The organism is Kineococcus siccus (assembly GCF_009906795.1).
GTDB classification, from domain to species: domain Bacteria; phylum Actinomycetota; class Actinomycetes; order Actinomycetales; family Kineococcaceae; genus Kineococcus; species Kineococcus siccus.
The window spans coordinates 15,450-38,422 of sequence record NZ_JAAALN010000007.1; the positions used below are offsets into that span (position 1 = coordinate 15,450).

A 22,973-nucleotide genomic window follows, 5' to 3' on the forward strand; every position below is an offset into this window, starting at 1 on the left:
CCGTCAGAGGTCGGCGGGCGGGAACCCGACCTCGCCGCGCCAGGAGTGCCGGGGCTCGTAGCCCAGCACCCGGCGGGCCTTGTCGATCGACAGCAGCGTCTCGTGCGGGGCGAGCTCCTTGCGGACCTCCACGCCCGGGAACACCTCGGCCACCAGGTCGGCGCTCGAGCGGCTCATGACCGTGTCGGCGTTGGCGATGATGAACACCTCGACCCCGGACTCCGCGCGCTGCAGCGACAGGCGCACGGCCTGCGCGCCGTCGCGCGCGTCGATGTAGCCCCAGAGGTTCCACTGCCGCGACGCCACGTCGGCGTCGAAGGAGGGGAACGCCGCGTACTTGTCGACCGACATGACGTTGGAGAAGCGCAGGCCCGTCATCGTGAGGTCGGGGTTCCACCGGCAGAAGTGGTGGGCCATCTCCTCCTCGAGCGCCTTGACCAGCGAGTACGTGGACTCCGGCCGCACGCGGTACTCCTCGTCGAGGGGCACGTACGGCGGCGGGGTGTCGAAGGGGATGCCCAGCAGGGTCTCGCTCGAGGCCCACACGACGTTGTCGATGCCGGCCTGACGGGCCGCCTGGAACACGTTGTAGGTCGCGGGCGCGTTGTTGGCGAACGTCGCCGCGTTGGGCATCAGCCCGGCGGAGGGCACCGCGGCGAGGTGCACGACGGCGTCGACGCGGGGGCCGCGCTCGTCCGTGCCGCCCGAGAGCACCTCGAGGACCTGGCCGTAGTCGGTCAGGTCGACGGCCACGAAGTCGCCCGACCAGCCGGGCGGCGGCGTGCGGTCCAGGGCCAGGACGCTCCAGCCGTGGGCGGCGAGGTCGGCCACGACGACGCGGCCGAGACCACCGCCGGCACCCGTGACGGCGACGCGGCCACCCTCGGGGGCGGCGCTCACGCGAGGGCCCCGGTGCGGGCGGGCAGGGGCAGGTGGGACAACGTCATCGTCCTCTTCCGGTCGGTCGTGCTGGGGGGAACCCGGTCACCGGTCGGCGATGACCCGGATGGCTTCGGTGTCGACGCCCAGGACCGCGCGCTCGTCCGGCTTGTCCGGCAGGACGCCCACGACGTAGGAGTCCACGGCCTCCTCGATGCCGACGTCGCGCCCGGCCCGCTCGGACAGGTACCAGCGGTGCTCGAGGACCTCGTGGAACAGCTCGGCCGCCTCCATCTTCCCGCGCAGCTCGCGCGGGACGTGGCGCTGGACGGGCTCGAAGACCGCGGCCACCCAGTCGTGGGCCACGATCTCCTCGTCGTCGCTCTGCCGGTCGGTCGCGGCCCGGTAGGCGTCGAGGTCGTTGAGCAGGCGCCGCGCCTGGTTCTCCTCGGCGTCCAGGCCCGTCAGGCGCAGCAGCCGGCGGGAGTGGTGACCCGCGTCGACGACCTTGGGCTCGATGCGGACCGTGGTGCCGTCGATGTCGGTCGTGATGGCGAGCTCGCCGACGTCGAAGCCCAGCTCGTTGAGCCGGCGGATCCGCGCGTCCACGCGCCAGCGGTCGCCGCGGCCGAAGGACTCGGGTTCGGTGAGCTCCTGCCACAGGGTCCGGTAGCGGGAGATGATCCGGTCGGAGATTGCCAGGACCTCGTCCATGTCCGCGTCGAGGGCGCCGCTGGCGACGACGTCCATCAGCTCGCCCGCGATGTTGGTGCGCGCCACGTCCAGGTCGTACTCGCGCTGCCCGTCGGAGACGACGTCGTACAGCTCGCCCGTCTCGGCGTCGACGAGGTAGGCCGCGAAGGCGCCGGCGTCGCGGCGGAACAGCGTGTTCGACAGCGACACGTCGCCCCAGTAGAAGCCGGTCAGGTGCAGCCGCACGAGCAGCACGGCGAGGGCGTCGACGGCGCGCTTGGCGGTGTCCGGGCGCAGCGTCTGGCTGTACAGCGCGCGGTAGGGCAGCGAGAACTGCAGGTGCCGCGTGATGAGGACGGAGTTCAGGGGCTCGCCGTCGGGCGCGGTGCGCCCGGTGATGACGGCCACGGGCTGCACCGAGGGCACCTCGAGGCGGTTGAGCAGGCGCAGCATCCGGTACTCCCGGTGCGCGATCTCCGCGTTGGTCTCCTTGACGGCGAGCACGCGGCTGCCGAGCTTCACGAACCGCACGACGTGCCGCGAGATGCCGCGCGGCAGCGCGGCGAGGTGGTGCTCGGGCCACTCCTCGAGCGGCACCTGCCACGGCAGGTCCAGCAGCTCCGGGTACGGCCGGGCGGCGGTGATCTGCAGCGAGGTCGTCGTCGTGGGCGTGCTCACGGGGATCATCATGCCCCTCCGGGAGCGGTTGTCCTGCCGGGTGGGCGCCGGGCGGAGCGCGGGCAGACGGCGGGGCCGCCACCTCGGCAGAGGTGACGGCCCCGTCGTTCGCGGTGCGGGACGCTCAGGCGCCGATCCGCAGGCCGGACTTGTCGTCGAACAGGTGCACGTGACCCGCCTTGGGGGTGAAGTGCACGGTCGAGCCCTTCTCCGGGGGACGGCGGCCGTCGACGCGCGCGATGACCTGCAGGTCCCCGCCGGCCGGGCCACCCTCGCCGCGCAGCGTGCCGTAGATGTAGGCGTCGGCGCCGAGCTCCTCGACGACGTCCACGATGACCGGCAGGCCCTGGTCGGAGAGCTCCAGGTCCTCGGGGCGCACGCCCAGGGTGAGCTTGTCGCCCGTGGCGGCGAGCGCCGCGCGCTCGACCGGGTGCACGGTGTCGCCGAACTTCACGCCGCCGTCGGTGGTGTCCAGCGTCAGCAGGTTCATGGCGGGGGAGCCGATGAAGCCCGCGACGAAGACGTTGTTCGGGTGGTCGTACATGCGGCGGGGGGTGTCGACCTGCTGCAGGAGACCGTCCTTGAGGACCGCCACGCGGTCGCCCATCGTCATGGCCTCGACCTGGTCGTGGGTGACGTAGACGGTCGTGACGGCGAGGCGGCGCTGCAGCGACGCGATCTGCGTGCGGGTCTGCACGCGGAGCTTGGCGTCGAGGTTCGACAGCGGCTCGTCCATGAGGAAGACCTGCGGCTGGCGGACGATGGCGCGGCCCATGGCGACGCGCTGGCGCTGGCCACCCGAGAGGGCCTTCGGCTTGCGGGACAGGTAGGCCTCGAGGTCGAGGATCTTCGCCGCCTCCTGCACGCGGCGCTTGATCTCGTCCTTGGGGGTGCCGGCGATCTTCAGGGCGAAGCCCATGTTGTCGGCGACCGTCATGTGGGGGTACAGCGCGTAGTTCTGGAACACCATCGCGATGTCGCGGTCCTTCGGCGGGACCGTCGTGACGTCGCGGTCGCCGATGAGGATGCGACCGCCGTTGACGTCCTCGAGGCCCGCGAGCATCCGCAGCGAGGTGGACTTGCCGCAGCCCGAGGGGCCGACGAGGACGAGGAACTCGCCGTCCTCCACGTGCAGGTCGAGGGCGTCCACCGCGGGCTTGTCGCCGCCGGGGTAGATGCGCGTCGCCTTGTCGAACGTGACCGTGGCCATCGTCGTCTTTCCTCTCCACCGGCAGGTACGTGCCGGACGATCCGTCGTGGAATGGACCCGGTGCGGTGGGCGAGCCGGGCTCGCCGTGGCACTGCGGGTGTGTGTGGTTGTGCCGGGGGCACGGGGCCCCGCCGGAGGTCCACGTCGAAGTGGGCCGAGCGGGAGTCACCTGCGACTCCGACCCCGTGGTGCCGTCCCCACACGAGGTCGCGGCGCCGCGGTGAGCCAGATCCTGTCCTACGGATCCGCGTCCGTCCAGGGATGTGATGCAGCCCACACGGTGTTCACCCGGGTGGACGCCCGCCGCGGCGTCCGGGGGTGGCCTGGTCGCCGGTGGCCCCGGCGGTGGAGGAGGATCGGGGCGTGGACCTGGAAGAGACCAAGCTGCCGGGCGTGGGGCTGCGCCACGACTTCACGACCGCGCGCGGGCGCCGGATCGGGGTCGTCTCCCAGCGCGGCGGGGACCGTGAGCTGCTCCTGTACTCCCAGGACGACCCCGACGCGTGCCACGCCGTGGTCGACCTGGACCCCGACGAGGCGGAGGTGCTCGCGGAGCTGCTCGGCCAGCCGCGCGTCGTCGAGCGCCTCGCCCGGCTGCGCGAGCAGGTCGAGGGGCTGGCCACGGAGGGCATCTACGTCGAGCCCGGCTCGCCCTTCGACGGCCGCACCCTCGGCGACGCCGCCATCCGCAGCCGCACCGGGGCCTCGGTGGTCGCGCTCGTCCGCGCCGGCGAGGTCCTCCCGTCGCCCGCACCCTCCCAGCGCTTCCAGGCGGGCGACAAGGTCGTCGTCGTCGGGACGCAGGAGGGGGTCCGCGCCACCGCGGACGTCCTCGCGAACGGCTGAGCCGGGGTGCACACCGCTGCTCTGCTCATCGAGCTCGGCGCGGTCATCCTCGGCCTGGGCCTCGTCGGCCGGCTCGCGGGCACGCTGGGCATCAGCCCCGTCCCGCTCTACCTGCTGGCGGGCCTGGCGTTCGGCGCTGGCGGCATCTTCCCGCTCAACGCCCCCGAGGAGTTCCTCGACGCCGCCTCCGAGATCGGCGTCGTCATGCTCCTGCTGCTGCTGGGGCTGGAGTACACGGCGGGGGACCTGCTGGGCAACCTGCGCCGGCAGGCGCCCGTCGGCGTCCTCGACCTGTTCCTCAACGGCCTCCCCGGGGCCGCCTTCGGGCTGCTCCTGGGCTACGGCCCGGTCGGGGCGCTCGCGATGTTCGGGATCACCGCGGTCAGCTCCTCGGGCATCGTCGCCAAGGTCCTCGCCGACCTCGGCCGGCTCGGCAACCGGGAGACGCCCAGCGTCCTCGGCATCCTCGTGCTCGAGGACCTGGGGATGGCCGTCTACCTGCCCGTGCTGACCGCCGTCCTGGCGGCCTCGGGGGTGTGGGAGGCGACCGGCTCGGTCGCCGTCGCCCTGGCGTGCCTGGCCGTCGCGCTCGTCGTGGCCCTGCGCTGGGGCGCCGTGATCTCCCGGTTCGTCTCGGCGGGGTCCAACGAGGTGACGCTGCTGCGCGTGCTCGGGCTCGCGCTGCTCGTCGCGGGGGTCGCGGAGCAGCTGCACGTCTCGGCCGCGGTCGGCGCGTTCCTGCTCGGCATCGCGCTGTCCAACGACCTCGACGAGGAGGCGCACCGCTCGCTGGAGCCGCTGCGCGACCTCTTCGGCGCCGTGTTCTTCGTGAGCTTCGGGCTGACGACCGACCCGAGCACGCTGCCGCCCGTGCTGCTGCCCGCCGCCGGGCTCGTCGTCCTCGGCGTCCTGACCAAGCTCGTCACGGGGTGGTTCGCCGCGAAGCGGGCGGGCATCGCCGTCCCCGGCCGGATCCGCGCCGGGGCGGCGCTCGTGCCGCGCGGGGAGTTCTCGATCGTCATCGCGGGCCTCGCCACCGCGGCCGGCCTCGACCCGCAGCTCGCGGCGCTGGCCGCCGCCTACGTGCTGTCGATGGCGGTGCTCGGCCCCCTGCTCGCGCGCTGGGCCGACCCCGTCGCGCGTCGCTACGTGCGCCGGCAGCGCGAGCGGGCGGCCACCGCCCGCTGACCCGCGGTCAGGGCGTGCGGCGCAGCGCGGCGAGGTGGGTCAGCAGCACGGCCACCTCGGCCGGGTCGGCGACCCGGTGCCCGGCCCGGGTGTCACCCGGGCCGACCTTGACCGTCACGTCGCCCGCGTCGGGGTCGAGGACCGCGAAGGCGTCCTCGTCCGTGACGTCGTCGCCCGCGAACAGCACGGCCTCGACCGGGGCGCCCGCGGCGCCCAGCGCCTCGCGCAGCCGCAGCAGCCCGGCGCCCTTGCCCAGGGGCACCGCACCCAGCTCGACGACCTCCTTGCCGCGCAGCGCGTGCACGCCCGGCAGGGCCGCGGGCCCCGCCAGGGCGGCGCGGGTCGCCTCGACCGCGACCACCCGGTCGGCGGCCCGGGTGTGCAGGACGGCCGACATGGGCTTGCGCTCGACCGACGTGCCGGGGTGCGCCGCCACGAGGGCGTCGAGCTCCTCGCCCAGGCGTTCCAGCAGGGCCTGCTCGGCCGCGTCCAGCCGGCGCCCGCCGCCGGGGGCGTCGAGCGAGCTCTGGGTGCCGTGGCCCCCCACGAGCCGGACGCCCGGCGGGGGCTCCGCGCAGGCCGCGAGGTCGGTGATGTCGCGCCCCGAGACGAGGGCCACGTCCGTCGTGCGGACCAGCTCGGCGAGCGCCTGCGCCGAGGCGGGCAGCGCGCGGGCGGCCGAGGGCACCTCGACGATGGGGGACAGGACGCCGTCGAAGTCGAGGGCCACGAGGACCCGGCCGCGCCCGGCGAAGGCCTCGAGCGCCGCGACCAGCGAGGGGCGCAGGACGTCGACCGCGCGCGTGCTCACGACGCACGCTCCGCCGCGGCCGCCTGCGGGTTGTGCTCGGCGTGGTGCTGCGCGAGCGCGTCCAGGAACGACGCGGCCCACCGCTGCACGTCGTGGTCGCCGACCCGCCGGCGCAGGGCCCGCATCCGCCGCCCCGCCTCGCGCGGGGACATCGCGAGCGCCCGCACGATGGTGTCCTTCAGGCCGTCGATGTCGTGCGGGTTGATCATCAGCGCCTGGCCCAGCTCGTCGGCGGCCCCCGTGAACTCCGAGAGGACGAGGACGCCCCGCTCGTCGTGCCGCGCGGCGACGTACTCCTTCGCGACGAGGTTCATGCCGTCGCGCAGCGCGGTCACGAGCATGACGTCGGCGGCCAGGAACAGCGCCGCCATCTCCTCGCGCCCGTAGGAGTGGTGCAGGTAGTGCACGCCGGTGTGCGCGATGGTCGAGTAGGTGCCGTTGATGCGCCCGACGGTGACCTCGACGTCCTGGCGCAGCTGCACGTACTGCTCGACGCGCTCGCGGCTGGGGGTGGCGACCTGCACGAGCGCGGCCTCGCCGACCTGCACGCGGCCGTCGTCGAGCAGCTCCTCGAACGCCTTGAGGCGGTGCAGGATCCCCTTGGTGTAGTCGAGGCGGTCGATGCCCAGCAGGACGTGCTCCGGGTCGCCCAGCTCGTGGCGGATCTCCGCGGCGCGGGCCTTGACGTCGTCGCGCTGGGCGAGCTGGTCCAGCGCCCCGAAGTCGATGCTGATGGGGAACGACGCGGCGCGGACCTCGCGGCCCTCCTCGGCGTCGAGGCGGATCCGCCCGGCCCGGGCCGGCAGGTTGCGCGCCCGGCGGCACGCGCGGGTGAAGTTGTTGGCGTCGGCGGCGCGCTGGAACCCGATGAGGTCGGCGCCCAGCAGCCCGTCGATGATCGCCGCGCGCCAGGGCAGCTGGGCGAAGATCTCGAACGGCGGGAAGGGGATGTGGTTGAAGAAGCCGATCGAGAGGTCCGGCCGGCGGCGGCGCAGCATCCGCGGCACGAGCTGCAGCTGGTAGTCCTGCACCCAGACGGTGGCGCCCTCGGCGGCCTGCTCGGCCGCGGCCTCGGCGAAGCGCTCGTTGACCGCGACGTAGGCCTCCCACCAGCTGCGGTGGTAGCCCGGCGCCACGATCACGTCGTGGTAGAGCGGCCACAGGGTGCCGTTGGAGAAGCCCTCGTAGTAGTCCTCGACCTCCTCGGCCGACAGCCCGATCGGCACGCACCGCACGCCCTCGGCGTCGAAGGGCTCGGGCGGCTCACCGGGCGCCCCGGCCCAGCCGACCCAGGCGCCGTCCTCGCGCTGCATGACCGGTTCGAGCGCGGTCACGAGGCCGCCGGGGCTGCGCCGCCACGACGTGCCGCCGTCGGGCTCCTCGACGCGGTCGACGGGGAGGCGGTTGGCCACCACCACCAGGTCGTAGTCGCCGGCCATGGGGTGGTCCTCCTCCGTCGGTGATCGTGGTCCGGACACTACCGGCCGCCACCGCCGTCCACCCGTCGGTGGACGCCGGCGCCCGCGAGCCCCGTCCGGAGGACGAGGTCGCCGGGGCCGCCCTGTCGTACCGTTGCGGTCGTGGTCACCCCCTTCCCCCGGTCCCCCGGCGACGCGTCCCCGCGCCCGGCCGGGGACGGGGGCGCGCGCCCGTCCCTCGCGCACGACACGCCCTCGCTCGGCTTCGCGCCCGGCCAGCACGCGCCGGCGCCCGGGTCGCGGCTGGGCCGCTACCGCCTCGACCGCGTCGTGGGGGAGGGCGGCATGGGCGTCGTCTACCTCGCCCTCGACCCCGACCAGCGCGCGGTCGCGCTCAAGGTGCTCAAGCCCCACATCGCCGCGGACCCGCACGCGCGGCAGCGGCTCGTGCGCGAGGTGGCCACCCTGGAGCGGGTCCGCTCGCCCCGCGTGGCCGAGGTCCTCGAGGCCGACGTGGAGGGGCCCTGGCCCCACCTCGTGACGCGCTACGTGCCCGGGATGCCGCTGGACGCCGTCGTCGAGTCGCGCGGGCCGCTGACCGGGACGGCGCTGCGGGACCTCGGGCACGGCCTCGCGGAGGCGCTGCACGCCATCCACGCGGCGGGCGTCGTGCACCGCGACCTCAAGCCCGGCAACGTCCTGCTCCTCGACGGCCTGCCCGTCGTCATCGACTTCGGCATCGCCCACGTCGCCGACGACGTCCGGCTGACGTCCACGGGGCTCGTCATGGGCACGCCCGGCTACCTCTCGCCCGAGGTCGTCGCGGGCGGCCACGTCTCGCCGGCCACCGACTGGTGGGGCTGGGCCGCGACCGTCGCCTACGCCGCGAGCGGGCGGGCGCCCTTCGGCAAGGGCCCCATGGAGGTGGTCCTCGACCGCGTCCGGCGCGCCGACGTCGACCTCGCGGGCGTCCCCGGCCCGCTGCGGGCCCCGCTGCTCGCGGCGCTCGCCGTCGACGCCGCGGACCGCCCGGACCCGGCCGTCCTCCTGCGGGCCCTGGACGGCGCCACGACGGGCGCGGTGCCGCAGACGCCGCCGCGCGGCGCGACCGCGTCGCGGTTCTCCGCCCTCATGGCCCCCGAGACCGCCGCCGTTCCCGTCGCGCCGCCGCCCCCGTCCGCCGCGGCGACGACCGCGGTGCCGCCCGCCGCCGACGCGACGTCGGTGCTGCCCGCCGTCGGACGCCGCGGGGAGGGGCGTGACGTGGCGGGGGGCGACGCCGCCCGCCGGGCGCAGCAGGCGCCGCCCGGCTGGATCCCCGGGGTGCCGGGCCCGGGTCACGCCTCCCCGGCCCCGCCGGCCGCGCGGACCCAGCAGTTCGGTGCGCCGCCGGGGCCACCGGGACAGCAGTTCGGGCCGGGACAGCCGTTCGGGCCGGGTCAGCAGGTCGGGCCGGGTCAGCAGGTCGGGCCGGGTCAGCAGGTCGGGCCGGGACAGCAGGTCGGGCCGGGACAGCAGGGCGCCCGGCCCACCCGCCTCGGCACCAGCGGCGAACCCGCCCGGCCGCAGCGCAGCTGGACGCTGCTGGCGGGGCTGGTCGCGCTGGTCGGCGTCTTCGCCGTCGCCCCCACCGCGGGCGTGCTCCTCGTGCTCGTGCTCAGCGTCCTCGCCCGCACGGTCGACCGGGCCGCCGCCGGGCTGTTCCGTCGCCGCTGGGAGGCGGGACCCCGCTCCAGCGACGTCTTCGCGGTCGGCTTCGCCACGCCGTGGCACGTCGTGCGGGCCGTGCTGTCCACCGCGGTGGCCGCGATCATCCCGGTCCTCGTGGGCCTCAGCGTGGTGTTCATCGGCGCGACGCTCACGCAGGGCGGCGGCGCGGCGGACCCCGGGTCCCCGGCGCTGCTGGCGCTCGGCGGCCTCGCCGGCGTGCTGGTCGGCTGGCACGGCCCCGGCAGCCGTCCCCTGCAGCGGGGTGGGCGCACCCTCGTGCGGAGCCTCCTGCGGGGTGAGCGCGAGACGGGGGTCGTCATCGGCGTCCTGCTCCTCGTCGCGGTCGCCGCGCTGCTGACCGCGCTCGGCGCGCAGGGACCCGACTGGACCCCGCTGTCGCAGTCGCCGTTCCAGCTGTTCTGAGCGCGCGCGCCCTGGCGGCGCGTCAGGCCTCCGCCGCGAGCGCCCGCCGGCCGTGCCCGGCCAGCGAGGCCCCCCGCGCCGGGTCGCTCACCCCGTCCGCGACGACGACGGCGTGCCGGAACCGCAGCGTCGCGCCGGCTGCGAACGGCAGCTCCTCGACGGCGAAGGGGGCGGGGCACAGGCCCGGGTACTCCTCGCTGCGAGCGAACCACGGCGGCGGGTGGCGGGGGTTGTCGGCCGCGTCGAGGAGCAGGACGGTCGAGGTGGCGTCGGCGTCGTCGTGACGTCCGCAGAACGCCATCCACTCCGCGGTCCGGCCGCGCTGGTCGTCGCCGCCGACCCGGTCGGCCGTGACGACGTCGCCGCCCCGGAAGGACAGCGGGCCGCGCCAGAAGAACCCGCCGTACCCGGCGTCGCTCCGCCCGGCCGTCGCGGGGCTGCCGATGGCGGTCGGGGCGCCGCCGACGTTGGTCATCGCCGACGACGACGTCAGCACCCAGGCGGGGCCGGCGTCGCGGACCGTGAGTTCCCGGTGCTCGCGCACCACGAGCCGGCCCGACTGCGTCGTCCAGGCCAGGTCGTGGGCGAACCGGGCCACGCCGTCGGCGGGGGAGCCCTCGGTCGCGGTGCGCACGGCGACGGTGTCGACCGACCCGTCGTTGGGCAGCTGCACGTAGCCCTCGCCGCGCACGAAGGTCGGCCCGCCCCAGAAGTTCTCGTGCCCCAGGTGGGGCAGGGACCAGGCGATCCCGCGGTGCCACACGTGGTCCGCCGGCCGGTAGCCGGAGACCAGGTGGCCCGCGAGCGTGCGCACGGGGTGCAGGAACGGGCGCGGGGCCTCCAGCTGCGGCACCTCGTGGCGGTAGGCGTAGCGGGCGACCTCCACGCCGCCGCAGCGCACGGTGAACTCGCCCGCGACCGCGTCGTGCCGCGCGACGAGCTCGCGGCCGGGCGGGGTCACGGCCTCGCGCCCGGCCACACCGCACCGGGGCCGTCCATCCGGCGCGCGAAGGGGTCGTCGGGGCCGATCTCCCCGCGGCGCACCGCGCGGCCCGTGAAGGCGGAGCGGTAGGTCGCGGCGACGAGCTCCAGGGTGTCGCGTGAGGTCGCGAGCGCGACCGGCGGGACCCGGCCCGCGTCCAGGGCGGCGAGCACCTCGGCGAACTGCGCCTCATGGCTGCTGCGCACGCCCCGCGGCTCGCGGGCCCAGGCCGCGGCGAGCGCCGCCTCGTGCCCGGGGGCCGCGGTGACGGTGAAGTCCTCGTCGCCGTAGCCGTAGAGGTGCTCGAGCTCGATCGAGGCGTGCTCGAGGTCGAAGCGCATCACGGTCGTCTCGCGCGGGGAGACGACGGAGTTCACGACGCTCGCGAGGGCGCCCCCGGCGAAGCGGACCGCGGCCACGGACACCTCCTCGGTCTCGGTGGGCCGCGAGCCGCGCGCGGCCATGGCGGTGACCTCCTCCCACGGACCGAGGACGGCGAGCAGCACGTCGACCTGGTGGATGCCGTGGCCCGTGGTCGGCCCGCCGCCCTCCAGGGCGAACGTCCCGCGCCACGGCACCTGGAAGTAGGCGTCGGGCCGGTACCACTGGGTCAGGCACGTCGCGACGAGCGGGCGGCCCAGCGAGCCGTCCGCGACGATCGAGGCGAGCCGGCGCACGCCCGAGCCGAAGCGGTGCTGCGACACGACGGCGACCGAGCCGGGTGCGGCCGCCTCGGCGGCGAGCAGCCGGTCCACCTGGGCGAGGGAGAGCGCGACGGGCTTCTCGACGACGACGCTCGCGCCCGCGGTCAGCGCGGCCTCGGCGAGGGCGACGTGCGAGGACGGCGGCGTGCAGATGCACACGAGGTCGACGGGGCCGGAGCCCAGGACCTCGGCGAGGGAGGTGGCGGTGCGGGGGACGTCCCAGTGCCGGGCGAAGTCCTCCGCCCGCCCGGCGTCGACGTCGACGGCGGCGACGACGCGCACCCGCGGCCCGGCCGCGCGCAGCGCCCGGGCGTGCGACTCGGCGATCGCCCCCGTGCCGACGACCACGACGTCGTAGCGGCGGCCGGCGGGCACGGGGTGGTCTCGGACGGTCGGGGAAGCGCTCTCCACGCTCCCATCCTGGCCCCCGCGGGCGGCGGGCCCGCGCCCGCCCCGCCGCGTCAGCCCGCGACGCGCGGGGTGCTCGCCCGCAGCAGCACGCGTCCGTCGACGTGCTGCACGCGGCGCTGCGCCGGCTCGGGCGCGTCCAGCAGGTCGAACACCGCCCCGCCGATGTCGCTGAGCGGCAGCCGGACCGTGGTCAGCGCGGGGGTGATGTCGCGCAGCGTGGGGATGTCGTCGAAGCCGGCGACCGCCACGTCGGCCGGCACCCGCAGGCCCGCGTCGCGCAGCGCCGCGATCGCGCCCACGGCCATGACGTCGTTGGCGGCGAACACGCACGGCGGCGCAGCGCCCCCCGTGCGCGGCCGGCCGGGCGAGCCGAGCAGCCGGGTGACGGCCTCGTGGGCGCCGTCGCGCGTGAAGGGGGACGCGATCACCCGGCGGTCCCCGGGGGCCACGCCCGCCGCGGCGAGCGTGCCGGTGAAGCCCGCCGTGCGCTCGGCCGCCGTGAGCAGGTCGCCCGGGCCGCCGAGCACGACGAACTCGCGGTAGCCCGCGTCCAGCAGGGCGCGGGCGAGCTGCGCGGCCCCGTCCGCGTTGCCCAGCAGCACGGTGTCGACGTCGAGGACGTCCTGCGTGACCGCTGCGACCCGCCCGCCCGAGGCGCGGAACGCGTCGAGCTCGGCCCGGAGCGCGGCCACGCTGTCGTCGTCGCGCCACCGGCTGCCCACGAGCACGACCGCCCGCACGCGCTGCCGGCGCAGGGCCGCGACCTGCGCGACCTCCCGGGTCCGCGACCCGTCGGTCACCGCGAGCGTCACGATGACGTCGGCGGCGGCCGCCCGGGTCATGAGCCCGGCCGCGATGGTGGAGAAGTAGGGGTCGGCGATGTCGTGCACCACGAGCCCCACGACGTCGGAGCGCCCGCGCGCCATGGCCTGGGCCTGGGCGTTGGGGGAGTAGTCGAGCCGGGCGGCGGCGTCGGCGACGCGCTCGCTGAGGGCCCGGCCGACCGTGCGGGTGCTGCCGTTGAGCACGCGCGAGGCGGTGGCGAGCGAGACGCCCGCCTCGCGTGCCACGTCGTCCAGGGTCACCGGCCCCGCCGGACCCCGCCGCGGCCGGCGGCGCGCGGCGGAGTCGGCGTCGTCGGGGGGGCTGGCGGCGCTCACGCCGTCATCCTGCCGGGTGGTCCTCCGGCTCGGGCCCGCGGCGGTGGGCCTCGCGCTCCGCGACGTCGTGCAGGGCGCGCCGCTTGACGGCCTCGCCGAACAGGCACAGGCCCGCGTTCAGGGCCACGAGACCCACGGTGCCCTGCCCGGCCCAGCGCGCGACGCCGCTGCGCCCGCGCCGGGTGGAGGCGTCGACCGCCACGCTCACCCCCGCCCCGACGAGCAGCAACCCGCTGGGAGCCAGCACCTGCCAGGCGCGGTAGTCGTCCACGGGCCCAGCCTGCCGTGCGGTGCGCCGCCGCGCAGCCGCGGCCCTCAGAGGAGGTCGGCGTACTCCTCGCGGTGGCGCTGCACGTGCAACCGGACGAAGGAGCACGCGGGCAGGACCTTGAGGCCCCGCCGGCGGACGTCCAGGAGCGCCTCGTGCACGAGCTGCGTCGCGAGGCCCTCGTTCTCGTGCTCGGGCGCGACCTCGGTGTGGGTCATGGCCAGGACGCCGTCGCGCGGCACGTAGTCCGCGATGGCGACGAGCTCGCCGTCCAGGCGCCCCTCGTAGCGGTGCGCCACCTCGTCGTGCGTGACGACGAGCTGCTGGGTGCCCACGGTGCCTCCCGGGATCGACTGACGGCGCCAACGCCGGGCGCGGGCGCCTGCTTCCCGGCGGCCGCACGACCGGGCGCGGGCTCCGCCGGGGACCCGGGGCGAGGGCCGCCCGCGGCTACGATGAGCGGGTCGCAGGGCGCGCGCCGCCCCGCCTCGGCCAGCATGGCGCAACTGGTAGCGCACCGAACTTGTAATTCGGGGGTTGGGGGTTCGAGTCCCCCTGCTGGCTCCGCCGTCCGCCGCGCCCGCCCGGTCAGCTCCCCGCCCGGTCAGCTGCCCGCCGGCTCGCGCCCGGGCTGGAGGTGCTCGGCCAGGAACCGGACCATCGTGGCCGCCAGCCGCTTCTTCGACGCCGCCCGCCGGTACTCGTGGCCCTCGCCGGTGAGCTCGAGGTAGTCGACCGGACGGCCCAGCGCCCGCAGCGCCGCCACCACCTGGTGCGCCTCGCCGATCGGGACGTTGGTGTCCAGCTCACCGTGCACCACGAGCAGGGGCACGGTGATGCGGTCCGCCCGGGCGAGCGGCGAGACGTCCTCGATGAGCTTGCGGTCGCGCTCGGGGTGGCCGTACTTCGACACCGCGGCCGCGGCGATCCACGGCTCGGTGTCGCGGTAGAACGTCGTGAGGTCCGACATCCCGCAGATGTCGATGCCCGCGGCGAAGACGCCGGGGGAGAAGGCGAGCGAGGCGAGCGTCAGGTACCCGCCGTAGGAGCGCCCGGTCACGGCGATCCGCTCCGCGTCGGCCAGGCCCCGCCGCACGAGGTGGTCGGCGCACGCCAGCACGTCCGCGAACGCGCCGTAGCGGCCCTCGACGTCGTCCGCGTGCACGAACTCGCGGCCGAACCCGGAGGAACCCCGGACGTTCGGCGCGAGCACCGTGAAACCCGCGGCCACCAGCGCCTGCGCCTGCGGGTTGAACGTGGGCCGCTCCTGCGCCTCGGGGCCGCCGTGCAGGCTCAGCACCGCGGGGCCGGGACCGTCCTGGCCCGGGGGCCGGTACAGCCAGCCCGTCAGCGCCAGGCCGTCCTCCGCCTCGAACGTCTCGAGGACCGGCACGACGCAGGGGCGTTCCGGCAGCGGGGGCCCCTCCGTGACGCGGCTCCAGACGTGGGTCAGGGTGTCGACGTGCCACAGCTCGCGCGGCCGCTGCGGGCCCTCGACGCCGAGGACGACGCTGCCGCCGTCGCGCGAGAGCACCGGGTTCGCGGCCACCAGGCCCGGCAGCCCCGGGATCGTCGTCCGGTCGTGGGTGGTGGTGTCGAACAGCTCGAGCTCGCTGGAGCCCGCGACGTTCCAGACGAGCAGCAGCAGGCGTCCCGCGTCGTCGGCGTCCAGGCCCTCCAGCTCGGCGTCGTCGCGGAACGCCAGGGTGCGCGGCTCGCCCTTGAAGCCGTTGGGGCCGAACGGCATCCCGATCAGCTGCCGGCGCGGCAGCCCCACGTCGGAGGCCAGGTAGACGTACACGGGGCCCGTGTGGCCCTCGGGTGCGGGCCGCAGCAGCGCGACGTCGGTCGAGCCCGTCGCGCCGTGCGGGAGCAGCGTGGAGTGCTCGTCCATGAGCCGGTCGACGACCGTGCAGAACTGCTGGCCGCGCTCCCCGTCGATGAGGACGAGGAACCGCTCCTCGAGCGAGACGTCGAGGACGTGGAAGAGGTCGCCGACGGCGAGCGGGTCGAGCCGCCCCGTCGCGGGGTCGCCGAGGAACGAGCGCGTGCCGTGGCCCCCGTCGGGCGGGAACGTCACGACCACCCGGTGACCGCTGCGCGTCCACGGGCCGAGCTCGGCGTGCTCGTGGGCGTCGCCCGCGATCCGCCGGGCGTCGCTGCCGTCGGGGCGCACGACCCAGACCTGCGTGCGCACCCCGCCGTCCGTGGCGACGGCGCACGCGAGCCAGCGGCTGTCCGCGGCCCACGTCACCGAGACCACGGGGTCCGCGGACAGCGGGACGTGCCGGGCCGCGGGTGTCGGGCCGTCGAGCACGACGTCCTGGATCCACAGCTGCGGCACGCCGGAGCGGTCGGAGATGAACGCCACGGTGCGCGCGTCGGGCGTCATCGTGGGGCCCCAGCTGCCCCAGGCGTCGACGAGGTCGTCGGCGAAGGCGATCGCCGTGTCGAGGCCGGGCAGCGCCGTCGTCGTCTCCATCGCCCCATCGTGGAGCACCGGGGCCCCCGCCGTCGTGGCGGGGCCGCTCACCCGGCGCCGTGCTCCTGCAGCCACATCTCCAGCACCGCGAGCTGCCACAGCGCGTTCGAGCCGAGCGTGGTGCGCTCGGCGTTCGGGTCGGCCAGCAGCCGGTCGACCGTGGCCCGCGGGAACAGCCCGCGCCGCCGCGCGGCCGGGTCGGTCAGCGCGTCGCGCACGCGCGCCAGGTACGGGCCCTCGAGCTGGCGGACGGCGGGGACGGGGAAGTAGCCCTTGGTCCGGTCGATCACCTCGTCGGGCACGACCCCGCGGGCCGCCCGCTTCAGGACGCCCTTGCCGCCGTCGGCGAGCTTGAGCTCCGGCGGGACCCGCCCGGCCAGCTCGACGAACTCGTGGTCGAGGAACGGCACGCGGGCCTCCAGCCCCCACGCCATGGTCATGTTGTCGACGCGCTTGACCGGGTCGTCGACCAGCATCACGGTCGTGTCGTTGCGCAGGGCCGCGTCGACCGACGTCTCCGCGTCGGCGCGCGCGAACTGCGCGGCGATGAACTCGGTCGCGACGTCGCGCTCGGGCAGCCACTCCGGGGCCAGCACGTCGCCGAGGCGGGAGAACCGGCGGTCGAAGAACACCCGCGCGTACGCCTCCGCGGCCTCACCCCGGGGAACCCCCTGCAGGGGCGGGTACCAGTCGTAGCCGCCGAGCACCTCGTCGGCCCCCTGACCGGACTGCACGACCTTCACCGACGCCGAGACGTCCTGCGAGAGCAGGTAGAAGGCGACGCAGTCGTGGCTGACCATGGGTTCGCTCATGGCCCGCACGCTGCCGTCGACGCCCGGCAGCAGGCGCGCGGAGTCGATGGCGATGCGGTGGTGGTCGGTGCCGAAGCGCTGCGCCACGAGGCTCGAGTACTCGAACTCGTCGCCGGACTCCCCGCCCGCGGCGTCGAAGCCGATGCTGAACGTGGCCAGGTCGGTCTGCCCCGCCTCGGCCAGCAGCGCCACCACGAGGCTCGAGTCGATGCCGCCGGAGAGCAGGACGCCCACGGGGACGTCGGCCACCGTCCGCCGCCGCACCGCGACCCGCAGGGACGCCAGCAGCGCCTCCTCCCAGTCGCGGGAGGTCCAGTCCGCGCGGTCGGGGTCGCGGGAGAAGTCGGGTTCCCAGTAGACGTGCTCGCGGCTCGTGCCGTCGGGTTCGACGACCCGCACGGTCGCCGGCGGCAGCTTGCGGACCCCCGCGAGGATGGTGCGCGGCGCGGGCACCACGGAGTGGAACGTCATGTACTGCGCCAGCGCGGTGCGGTCGAGCGACGTGTCGACCCCGCCGCCGGCCAGGAGGGCCTGGACCGTGGACGCGAACCGCAGGCGCCCGGGCCGCTCGTCCAGGTACAGGGGTTTGACGCCGAGCCGGTCGCGGCCCAGGACCACGCGGCCCGACGCGTGCTCGTGGATCGCGAACGCGAACATGCCCAGGAAGTGCTGGACGCAGTCGGTGCCCCACTGCGCGTAGGACTTCTCGACGACCTCGGTGTCCGACGTGGACGCGAAGCGGTGGCCCAGGGCCTGCAGCTCCCGCCGCAGCGCCTCGTGGTTGTAGATGCAGCCGTTGAAGACGACCGAGAGGCCGGTCGCGTCGTCGACCATGGGCTGCGACCCCGCCGCCGACAGGTCGATGATCGACAGCCGCCGGTGCCCGAGCGCCACGGGCCCCCGCGTGTGCACGCCCTCCCCGTCGGGACCGCGGTGCGCCAGGCACGCCGTCATCCGGGTCACGGCACCGACGTCGGCCCTGCCCCCGTCGAACCTCAGCTCACCGGCGAACCCGCACACGGGAACCCCCTCCGTCGTCGTCGCCCGTCACGATCCAGGTGTCCTTGGCGCCGCCGCCCCGCGAGGAGTTCACGACCAGGCTCCCCTCGGGCGCCACGCGGGTCAGGGCCACGTCCGCCAGCGTGCAGTCCTCCCGCTCGGTGCCCGTGACGTGCACGAACGCCCGCAGGTCCACGTGGCGCGGGTGCAGGACGCCGTCGGACAGCGACGGGACCGAGGACAGCTGCACCACCTCCTGCGCCACCCAGTCCCGCGGCCGGGCGGCGATCTGCGCCCGGCGCTCGGCCACCTGCGCGGCCGTCGCGGCGGGGCCGATGAGGACGCCGGCGCCCCCGTAGCCGTCGACCGGCTTCGTCACCAGCTCGCCGACGCGCTCCAGCACGGCCCGGCGCTCGCCCTCGTCGCTCGTGCGGTAGGTCGGCACGGAGTCCAGCAGCGGCCGCTCGTCGAGGTAGTAGCCGATGAGCTCCGGCACCGAGCGGTAGACGCCCTTGTCGTCGGCGACGCCGTTGCCCGGGGCGTTGGCCAGCACGACGGCGCCCGCGGCCGCGGCCTCGAGGACCTCGCAGCCGATCGGGCGGCCCCGCGCGTCGCACAGGTCGACGAGCTCGCCGTCCAGGCGCAGGTACAGCGAGCCGACCGGGTCGGACGTGGCGCGGTGCACGACGCGCCCGCGCACGACGGCCAGGTCGTCGGCGCCCACGAGCAGCAGCCCGGCACCGTCCGCCAGCCGCCGGTGCTCGAACCAGGCGCCGCTGCCCGGCCCGCTGGAGAGCAGCGCGGCGCGGGTGCCGGGCTTGGACCCCGAGAGCAGGGTCGAGCGCAGCAGCTCGAACGCCGTCGCCGGGTCGGCCAGCCCGGCCGGCCGGGGCAGGTCGGGCAGCACGGCGTCCAGCAGCGACCGCGTGGCGATCGCGTAGGCGGCCCCGCTGGGGTTGCGGAGGTTGTCCTCCAGGACCCGCCACCCGCCGTACTCGTTGCGCACCAAGTCGAAGCCCTGCACGGCCGCCCGCACGACGTCCGCGGGCAGCCGCGTGGCCTCCTCCCGCCAGCCGGGGGCGCCGCGGACGCTGCCGGGGGGCAGGACCCCGTCGGCGACGATCCGCTGCTCGCCGTAGACGTCGCGCAGGAAGCACTCCAGGGCCCGGGCGCGCTGCACGAGGCCCGTGCGCAGCTCGGCCCACTCGTGGGGGCTGATGATCCGCGGCACGAGGTCCACCTCGAACGGCTGCTCGGCCCCGTCGACGACGAAGGCGAGGTGGTGCGCGGCCGACCAGGCGGCCTTCTCGGCCTCCCGCCGCGCCAGGTCCTCCGGCGCCAGCCCGCGGACGAACTCCACGACGTCGCGGTAGGCCGCCCGCGGCAGCGACGAGGCACCGATCGCCTCGTCGCCGGCCCGGGCGCGGTAGCGGCGCAGGGCCTGCGGGGCGGGGGTGGCGGCGCCCGCCTCGCCGTGCGTCTCGGCCACGACGAGGCGCACGACGTCGTCCAGGTCGCCGCGCTCGACGAAGGCCGCGCGCTGGCGGTCCGCGGAGTTGCCGCGCGCGAGCGCGGTCTCGGCGAGCTCGCCCACGTCGTCGGCGTCGCCGAGCTCCTCCAGCTGCGGGCGCAGCCGCGCGACGAGCGCCCGGACCACCTCGGCCGCGGGCCGGGGGCGCGGGTGGTCCGTGCCGTCGAGCAGGTGCCCGGACAACCCGCCGCGCGCGGCCTGCCAGACCCCGGCCCGGTACAGCGGTGCCGGCACGAGGGGGACCGGCCGCCCGGCCTCGGCGTCCAGCTCGGCGGCGCGCACGAGCGCCCGGAAGAGCCCGGCGACGAGCACGGCGTCGTCGACGACCGGGCAGGCGTCGGACAGCCGCAGCTCCAGCGTGGGCGCGTGCGCGGAGGGCCGGACGTCGAAGTACGCCATCTTGGCGTCGGCGATGACGCCGGAGGTGATGAGGTCGCCCAGGAGGGCGTCGTAGTCGGCGGCGCACGACAGGGGGCCGGTCGGGCCGGAGCTCGGCCAGCGCTGCCAGATCGTGGTGCGGATGCTGGCGTAGCCCGTGTCCTGGCCGTTCCAGAAGGGCGAGCTGGCCGACAGGGCCAGCAGGGTCGGCAGGTCCCGCGCGAGGCGCTGCATCACGTCGACGGCCAGGTCGCGGTCGGAGACGCCCACGTGCACCTGCAGCCCGCAGATGAGCTGCTCGTCCACCAGCAGGCGGTACTGCTCGTGCATGCGCCCGTAGCGTCCCGTCGCGGTCAGCTCGAAGTCGGCGAACGTCGACCGCGGCGCCGTCCCCACGGCGGCGACCCCGAGTCCCTCACGCGCCGCGACCTCGACCAGGCCGCGCCGCAGGCGCACGAGTTCGGCCCGCAGCGCGGAGAGCGAGCTCACGACGTCGGTGTTCGTCTCCACGGTCGTGCGCTGCAGCTCCGCGGAGTAGGACCGCCCCGGGAGCCGGGAGAGCAGCTGCGGAGCCCGCGCGGACAGCTCCCACCGCTCGAGGTCGATGAGGTGGAGCTCCTCCTCCGCCCCGAGCGTCAGTTCCGCACCCATCGCGTCAACCTAGTCCGGGAAACGGCCCCTGCGGCCGCCGCGCCCGGAACGACCTGCGACTATCACTCACAGTCAACTCTTGTGACGCTCCAGTGCGCGGTTCCCTGCGGCGTGTTGCCGCCGGGTTTCCGCCGGGTTGCGGGCCGGTACCTCCCGCCTGCGCGCGGCCGGCCCCCTGGAACGCCCGCGCGGGAGCCGTAGGGTCGACGCACCGCCCGGCGCCCTGCGGGGCGCTCGGTGGAGGAGGAACGGGTGCAGCGGCTGCTGGTCACGGGTTCGAGCGGCGGCATGGGCCGCCTCCTGCGCGAGCGGCTGGCCCGGCCCGGCCGGGTCCTGCGGCTGCTCGACCTCGCGCACCCGGACGACGTCGTGGCCTCGCCCGACCTCGAGCTCCGCACGGGCTCGGTCACCGACCCGGCGGTCGTGGCCCGCGCGCTCGACGGCGCCGACGCCGTGCTGCACCTGGCCGGCATCAGCGTCGAGGGCCCCTGGCCCGACGTCCTGGACGTCAACGTGCACGGCACGTGGTGCGTCCTCGACGCGGCGTCCCGCACGGGGGCCCGCGTCCTGCTCGCCTCCAGCAACCACGCGGTCGGGATGCTGGCCCGCGCCGACGCGGGGCCGCAGGGCGTCCCGGCCGACGCCCCGCCTCGCCCCGACACCTACTACGGCTGGTCGAAGACCGCGGGGGAGTCCCTGGGCCGGATGTACGCCGACCGCACGGGCCTCGACGTCGTCGCCCTGCGGATCGGCAGCTGCTTCGCGGTGCCGACGAACGTCCGCGCGCTGTCGACGTGGCTCTCGCCCGACGACGCCGCGCGGCTCGTCGAGGCCTGCCTCGCCGCGCCGTCCCCGGGGTTCCGGACCGTGTGGGGCATCTCCCGCAACACGCGCCGGTGGTTCTCCCTGGCCGAGGGCGAGGCGCTGGGCTACCACCCGCTCGACGACGCCGAGCGCTTCGCGGCGGACGTGCTCGCCCGGGCGGAGCCCGACGAGGTCCTCGACCTCGTCGGCGGCGGGTTCACGGAGTACGTCCTCGGGACGACGTCGCGGCCGCCGCGCCCCTGACGGCCCGGCGCGGCGGCCCGGCCGGATCCTCCCCGCGGAGGCGCTCGGGGCCCTACGGTGCGGAGCACCGAGCCCGTCGAGGAGGAGACCCGTGGAAACCCCGTCGTCCCGCAGGCCGTCCGTGACCTACGCCTCCGCCGAGGAGGGCTACTTCGACAAGCGCGGGCTCAAGCGCTCGGCCGGGTTCTGGGGGTTGTGGGGCATCGGCGTCGCCGCCGTCATCTCCGGCGACTTCTCGGGCTGGAACTACGGCATCAGCTCCGCCGGGTGGGGTGGTTTCGTCATCGCCGTCGTGCTCGTGACGGTGATGTACGTCGCCATGCTCTGCAGCATCGGCGAGATGTCCGCCGCCATGCCGCACACGGGCGGCGCGTACTCCTTCGCCCGCGCCGCGATGGGCCCGTGGGGCGGGTTCGTCACCGGGATGGCCGAGACGATCGAGTACGTGGCGACGACCGCGGTCGTCGTCTACTTCTCCGCCTCCTACGCCGACGGCATCACCTCCGAGCTGTTCGGGGTGTCGCTCCCGCCGTGGCTGTGGTGGGTCCTGCTCTACGGGGTGTTCCTGGCGCTGAACATCGTCGGCGCCGAGGTGTCGTTCCGCTTCGCCCTCGTCGTCTCCGTGCTGTCCCTGCTGGTGCTCGCGGTCTTCGCCGTGCTCGCGCTGACCTCCGACGCGCTGGAGGGGGCCAAGCTCTTCGACATCGCCCCCGACCCCGGGGCGAGCACCTTCCTGCCGCACGGGCTCGGGCCCGTGGTGCTCGCGATGCCGTTCGCCATGTGGCTGTTCCTGGGCATCGAGGAGCTGCCGCTGGCGGCCGAGGAGGCGCACACGCCGACGCGCGACATCCCGCGCGCGGGCCTGTGGGGCCTCGCGACCCTCGTCGTCACGGGCGCCGTGGTCGTCGTCCTGAACCCCGCCGTCACGGGGGCCGCGGCGCTCGGCGAGTCCGACGAACCCCTGCTGGACGGGTTCCGCGCCATCCTCCCGGGCGGGGACCTGGCGGCCGTGCTGTCGGCGTTCGCCCTCATCGGGCTCCTCGCGTCGCTGCAGGGGATCATGTACGCCTACGGCCGCAACGTGTACTCCCTCTCCCGGGCGAGGTACTACCCGAAGGCGCTGTCGCTGACGGGGTCGCGCAAGACGCCGTGGGCGGCCCTGCTCGCCGGGGCCGTGGTCGGCTTCCTGGCGCTGCTCGTCGTGCAGTTCAGCGGCAGCGAGGCGGCCGGTTCGATCGTCCTGAACATCGCGGTCTGGGGTGCCGTCGTCGCCTACGTCCTGCAGATGGTGTCGTTCGTCCTGCTCCGGCGGCGGTTCCCGCGGGCCACGCGGCCCTACCGCAGCCCGGTCGGCGTCCCCGGCGCGGTGCTGGCGGGCGCCCTGGCCCTCGTGGTCTTCGTCGGCTTCCTGTTCAACGCCACCTACCGGCCCGCCATCGTCGCGATCGCCGTGGTGTTCGCGATCGGCCTCCTGGGTTTCGCGCTGCACGGCCGGCACCGCCTGGTGCTGTCGCCCGAGGAGGAGTACGCGATGACCGGCGGCCTGGCGGGGGAGGCGGCGGACGACGCCGCGCGCTGAGGCGTCCGGTGCGCGGTCGGCGGCCCCTCAGGCGGTGACGTCCGAGGCGGGCGCGGCGGCGGTGCGGCGGCCGACCGCGCACCGGACGCCTC

The 22,973-nt window shown here is 75.7% G+C and carries 18 protein-coding genes and 1 tRNA gene; 6 read left to right on the forward strand and 13 right to left on the reverse strand.

From position 1 onward, the window contains the following. Positions 1-3: 3 nt before the first annotated feature. The 3 genes from GTR02_RS02205 to GTR02_RS02215 form a co-directional block, all read right to left on the reverse strand. Positions 4-900 (reverse strand): NAD-dependent epimerase/dehydratase family protein, encoded by an 897-nt coding sequence (locus GTR02_RS02205; protein WP_166605842.1) that lies wholly within the window; start codon positions 898-900, stop codon positions 4-6. A gap of 84 nt (positions 901-984) precedes the next feature. Next, complete coding sequence (locus GTR02_RS02210; protein ID WP_166605843.1) at positions 985-2,259, reverse strand: DUF4032 domain-containing protein; 1,275 nt, start codon at positions 2,257-2,259, stop codon at positions 985-987. 115 nt (positions 2,260-2,374) lie between these two features. Then, on the reverse strand, positions 2,375-3,460 hold the full coding sequence (locus GTR02_RS02215) for an ABC transporter ATP-binding protein (RefSeq protein ID WP_166605844.1): 1,086 nt from the start codon (positions 3,458-3,460) through the stop codon (positions 2,375-2,377). Between the two features lie 363 nt (positions 3,461-3,823). Here GTR02_RS02215 and GTR02_RS02220 point away from each other — a divergent pair, with 363 nt between their 5' ends. Both GTR02_RS02220 and GTR02_RS02225 read left to right on the forward strand, forming a co-directional pair. After that, positions 3,824-4,306: a cation:proton antiporter regulatory subunit gene (locus GTR02_RS02220; RefSeq protein WP_166605845.1), complete on the forward strand. Its 483-nt coding sequence runs from the start codon at positions 3,824-3,826 to the stop codon at positions 4,304-4,306. Between the two features lie 6 nt (positions 4,307-4,312). Beyond that, positions 4,313-5,494 (forward strand): cation:proton antiporter domain-containing protein, encoded by a 1,182-nt coding sequence (locus GTR02_RS02225; protein WP_166605846.1) that lies wholly within the window; start codon positions 4,313-4,315, stop codon positions 5,492-5,494. Between the two features lie 7 nt (positions 5,495-5,501). Here GTR02_RS02225 and otsB read toward each other — a convergent pair whose 3' ends face one another. Beyond that, complete coding sequence (otsB, locus tag GTR02_RS02230; protein ID WP_205708475.1) at positions 5,502-6,305, reverse strand: trehalose-phosphatase; 804 nt, start codon at positions 6,303-6,305, stop codon at positions 5,502-5,504. Then, positions 6,302-7,744, reverse strand: coding sequence for an alpha,alpha-trehalose-phosphate synthase (UDP-forming) (locus GTR02_RS02235; RefSeq protein WP_166605847.1), 1,443 nt, complete (start codon positions 7,742-7,744; stop codon positions 6,302-6,304). Before GTR02_RS02235 ends, otsB begins: the two co-directional genes overlap by 4 nt. Positions 7,745-7,885: 141 nt before the next feature. On the opposite strand from GTR02_RS02235, the gene GTR02_RS02240 reads away from it, so the two are divergent. Beyond that, on the forward strand, positions 7,886-9,856 hold the full coding sequence (locus GTR02_RS02240; protein WP_166605848.1) for a protein kinase domain-containing protein: 1,971 nt from the start codon (positions 7,886-7,888) through the stop codon (positions 9,854-9,856). A 22-nt stretch (positions 9,857-9,878) separates the two neighbouring features. Here the strand turns inward: GTR02_RS02240 and GTR02_RS02245 are convergent, their stop codons facing one another. The 5 genes from GTR02_RS02245 to GTR02_RS24125 are packed head-to-tail and all read right to left on the reverse strand — an operon-like array spanning position 9,879 to position 13,716. After that, positions 9,879-10,817: a DUF6807 family protein gene (locus tag GTR02_RS02245; RefSeq protein WP_166605849.1), complete on the reverse strand. Its 939-nt coding sequence runs from the start codon at positions 10,815-10,817 to the stop codon at positions 9,879-9,881. After that, positions 10,814-11,953, reverse strand: coding sequence for a Gfo/Idh/MocA family oxidoreductase (locus GTR02_RS02250; RefSeq protein ID WP_205708476.1), 1,140 nt, complete (start codon positions 11,951-11,953; stop codon positions 10,814-10,816). Before GTR02_RS02250 ends, GTR02_RS02245 begins: the two co-directional genes overlap by 4 nt. Positions 11,954-12,003: 50 nt before the next feature. Then, on the reverse strand, positions 12,004-13,113 hold the full coding sequence (locus tag GTR02_RS02255; RefSeq protein ID WP_166605850.1) for a substrate-binding domain-containing protein: 1,110 nt from the start codon (positions 13,111-13,113) through the stop codon (positions 12,004-12,006). 4 nt (positions 13,114-13,117) lie between these two features. Continuing rightward, positions 13,118-13,384 carry a hypothetical protein gene (locus tag GTR02_RS02260; protein WP_166605851.1) on the reverse strand — a complete coding sequence of 89 codons (267 nt, stop codon included), beginning with the start codon at positions 13,382-13,384 and terminating at the stop codon, positions 13,118-13,120. A gap of 44 nt (positions 13,385-13,428) precedes the next feature. Further along, on the reverse strand, positions 13,429-13,716 hold the full coding sequence (locus GTR02_RS24125) for a GNAT family N-acetyltransferase (RefSeq protein WP_166605852.1): 288 nt from the start codon (positions 13,714-13,716) through the stop codon (positions 13,429-13,431). 156 nt (positions 13,717-13,872) lie between these two features. Between GTR02_RS24125 and GTR02_RS02270 the strand changes: the two genes are divergently transcribed. Further along, positions 13,873-13,945 (forward strand) — tRNA-Thr (locus GTR02_RS02270). Positions 13,946-13,985: 40 nt separating this feature from the next. Here GTR02_RS02270 and GTR02_RS02275 read toward each other — a convergent pair. Genes GTR02_RS02275 through GTR02_RS02285 form a run of 3 tightly spaced genes read right to left on the reverse strand, consistent with a single transcriptional unit; the run spans position 13,986 to position 20,234 of the window. Then, complete coding sequence (locus tag GTR02_RS02275; protein ID WP_166605853.1) at positions 13,986-15,863, reverse strand: S9 family peptidase; 1,878 nt, start codon at positions 15,861-15,863, stop codon at positions 13,986-13,988. A gap of 47 nt (positions 15,864-15,910) precedes the next feature. Further along, entirely contained in the window at positions 15,911-17,695 is a 1,785-nt protein-coding gene (locus tag GTR02_RS02280; protein WP_166605854.1) for an N-acetylglutaminylglutamine amidotransferase, read from the reverse strand. After that, positions 17,676-20,234, reverse strand: coding sequence for a carboxylate--amine ligase/circularly permuted type 2 ATP-grasp protein (locus tag GTR02_RS02285; protein WP_166605855.1), 2,559 nt, complete (start codon positions 20,232-20,234; stop codon positions 17,676-17,678). The genes GTR02_RS02280 and GTR02_RS02285 overlap by 20 nt, the downstream gene beginning before the upstream one ends. 252 nt (positions 20,235-20,486) lie before the next feature. Between GTR02_RS02285 and GTR02_RS02290 the strand changes: the two genes are divergently transcribed. Then, the gene (locus GTR02_RS02290) at positions 20,487-21,302 is read left to right on the forward strand and encodes an NAD-dependent epimerase/dehydratase family protein (RefSeq protein ID WP_205708477.1); all 816 of its coding nucleotides are present in this window, start codon (positions 20,487-20,489) and stop codon (positions 21,300-21,302) included. A 91-nt stretch (positions 21,303-21,393) separates the two neighbouring features. Next, positions 21,394-22,881 (forward strand): amino acid permease, encoded by a 1,488-nt coding sequence (locus GTR02_RS02295; RefSeq protein WP_166605856.1) that lies wholly within the window; start codon positions 21,394-21,396, stop codon positions 22,879-22,881. The last annotated feature ends 92 nt before the right edge of the window (positions 22,882-22,973 follow it).

Bases quoted from the DNA above. Each gene is read 5' to 3' on its own strand.
- GTR02_RS02210 (WP_166605843.1), bottom strand. From the start codon at position 2,259: ATGATCCCCGTGAGCACGCCCACGACGACGACCTCGCTGCAGATCACC.
- GTR02_RS02215 (WP_166605844.1), bottom strand. From the start codon at position 3,460: ATGGCCACGGTCACGTTCGACAAGGCGACGCGCATCTACCCCGGCGGC.
- GTR02_RS02235 (WP_166605847.1), bottom strand. From the start codon at position 7,744: ATGGCCGGCGACTACGACCTGGTGGTGGTGGCCAACCGCCTCCCCGTC.
- GTR02_RS02275 (WP_166605853.1), bottom strand. From the start codon at position 15,863: ATGGAGACGACGACGGCGCTGCCCGGCCTCGACACGGCGATCGCCTTC.
- GTR02_RS02285 (WP_166605855.1), bottom strand. From the start codon at position 20,234: ATGGGTGCGGAACTGACGCTCGGGGCGGAGGAGGAGCTCCACCTCATC.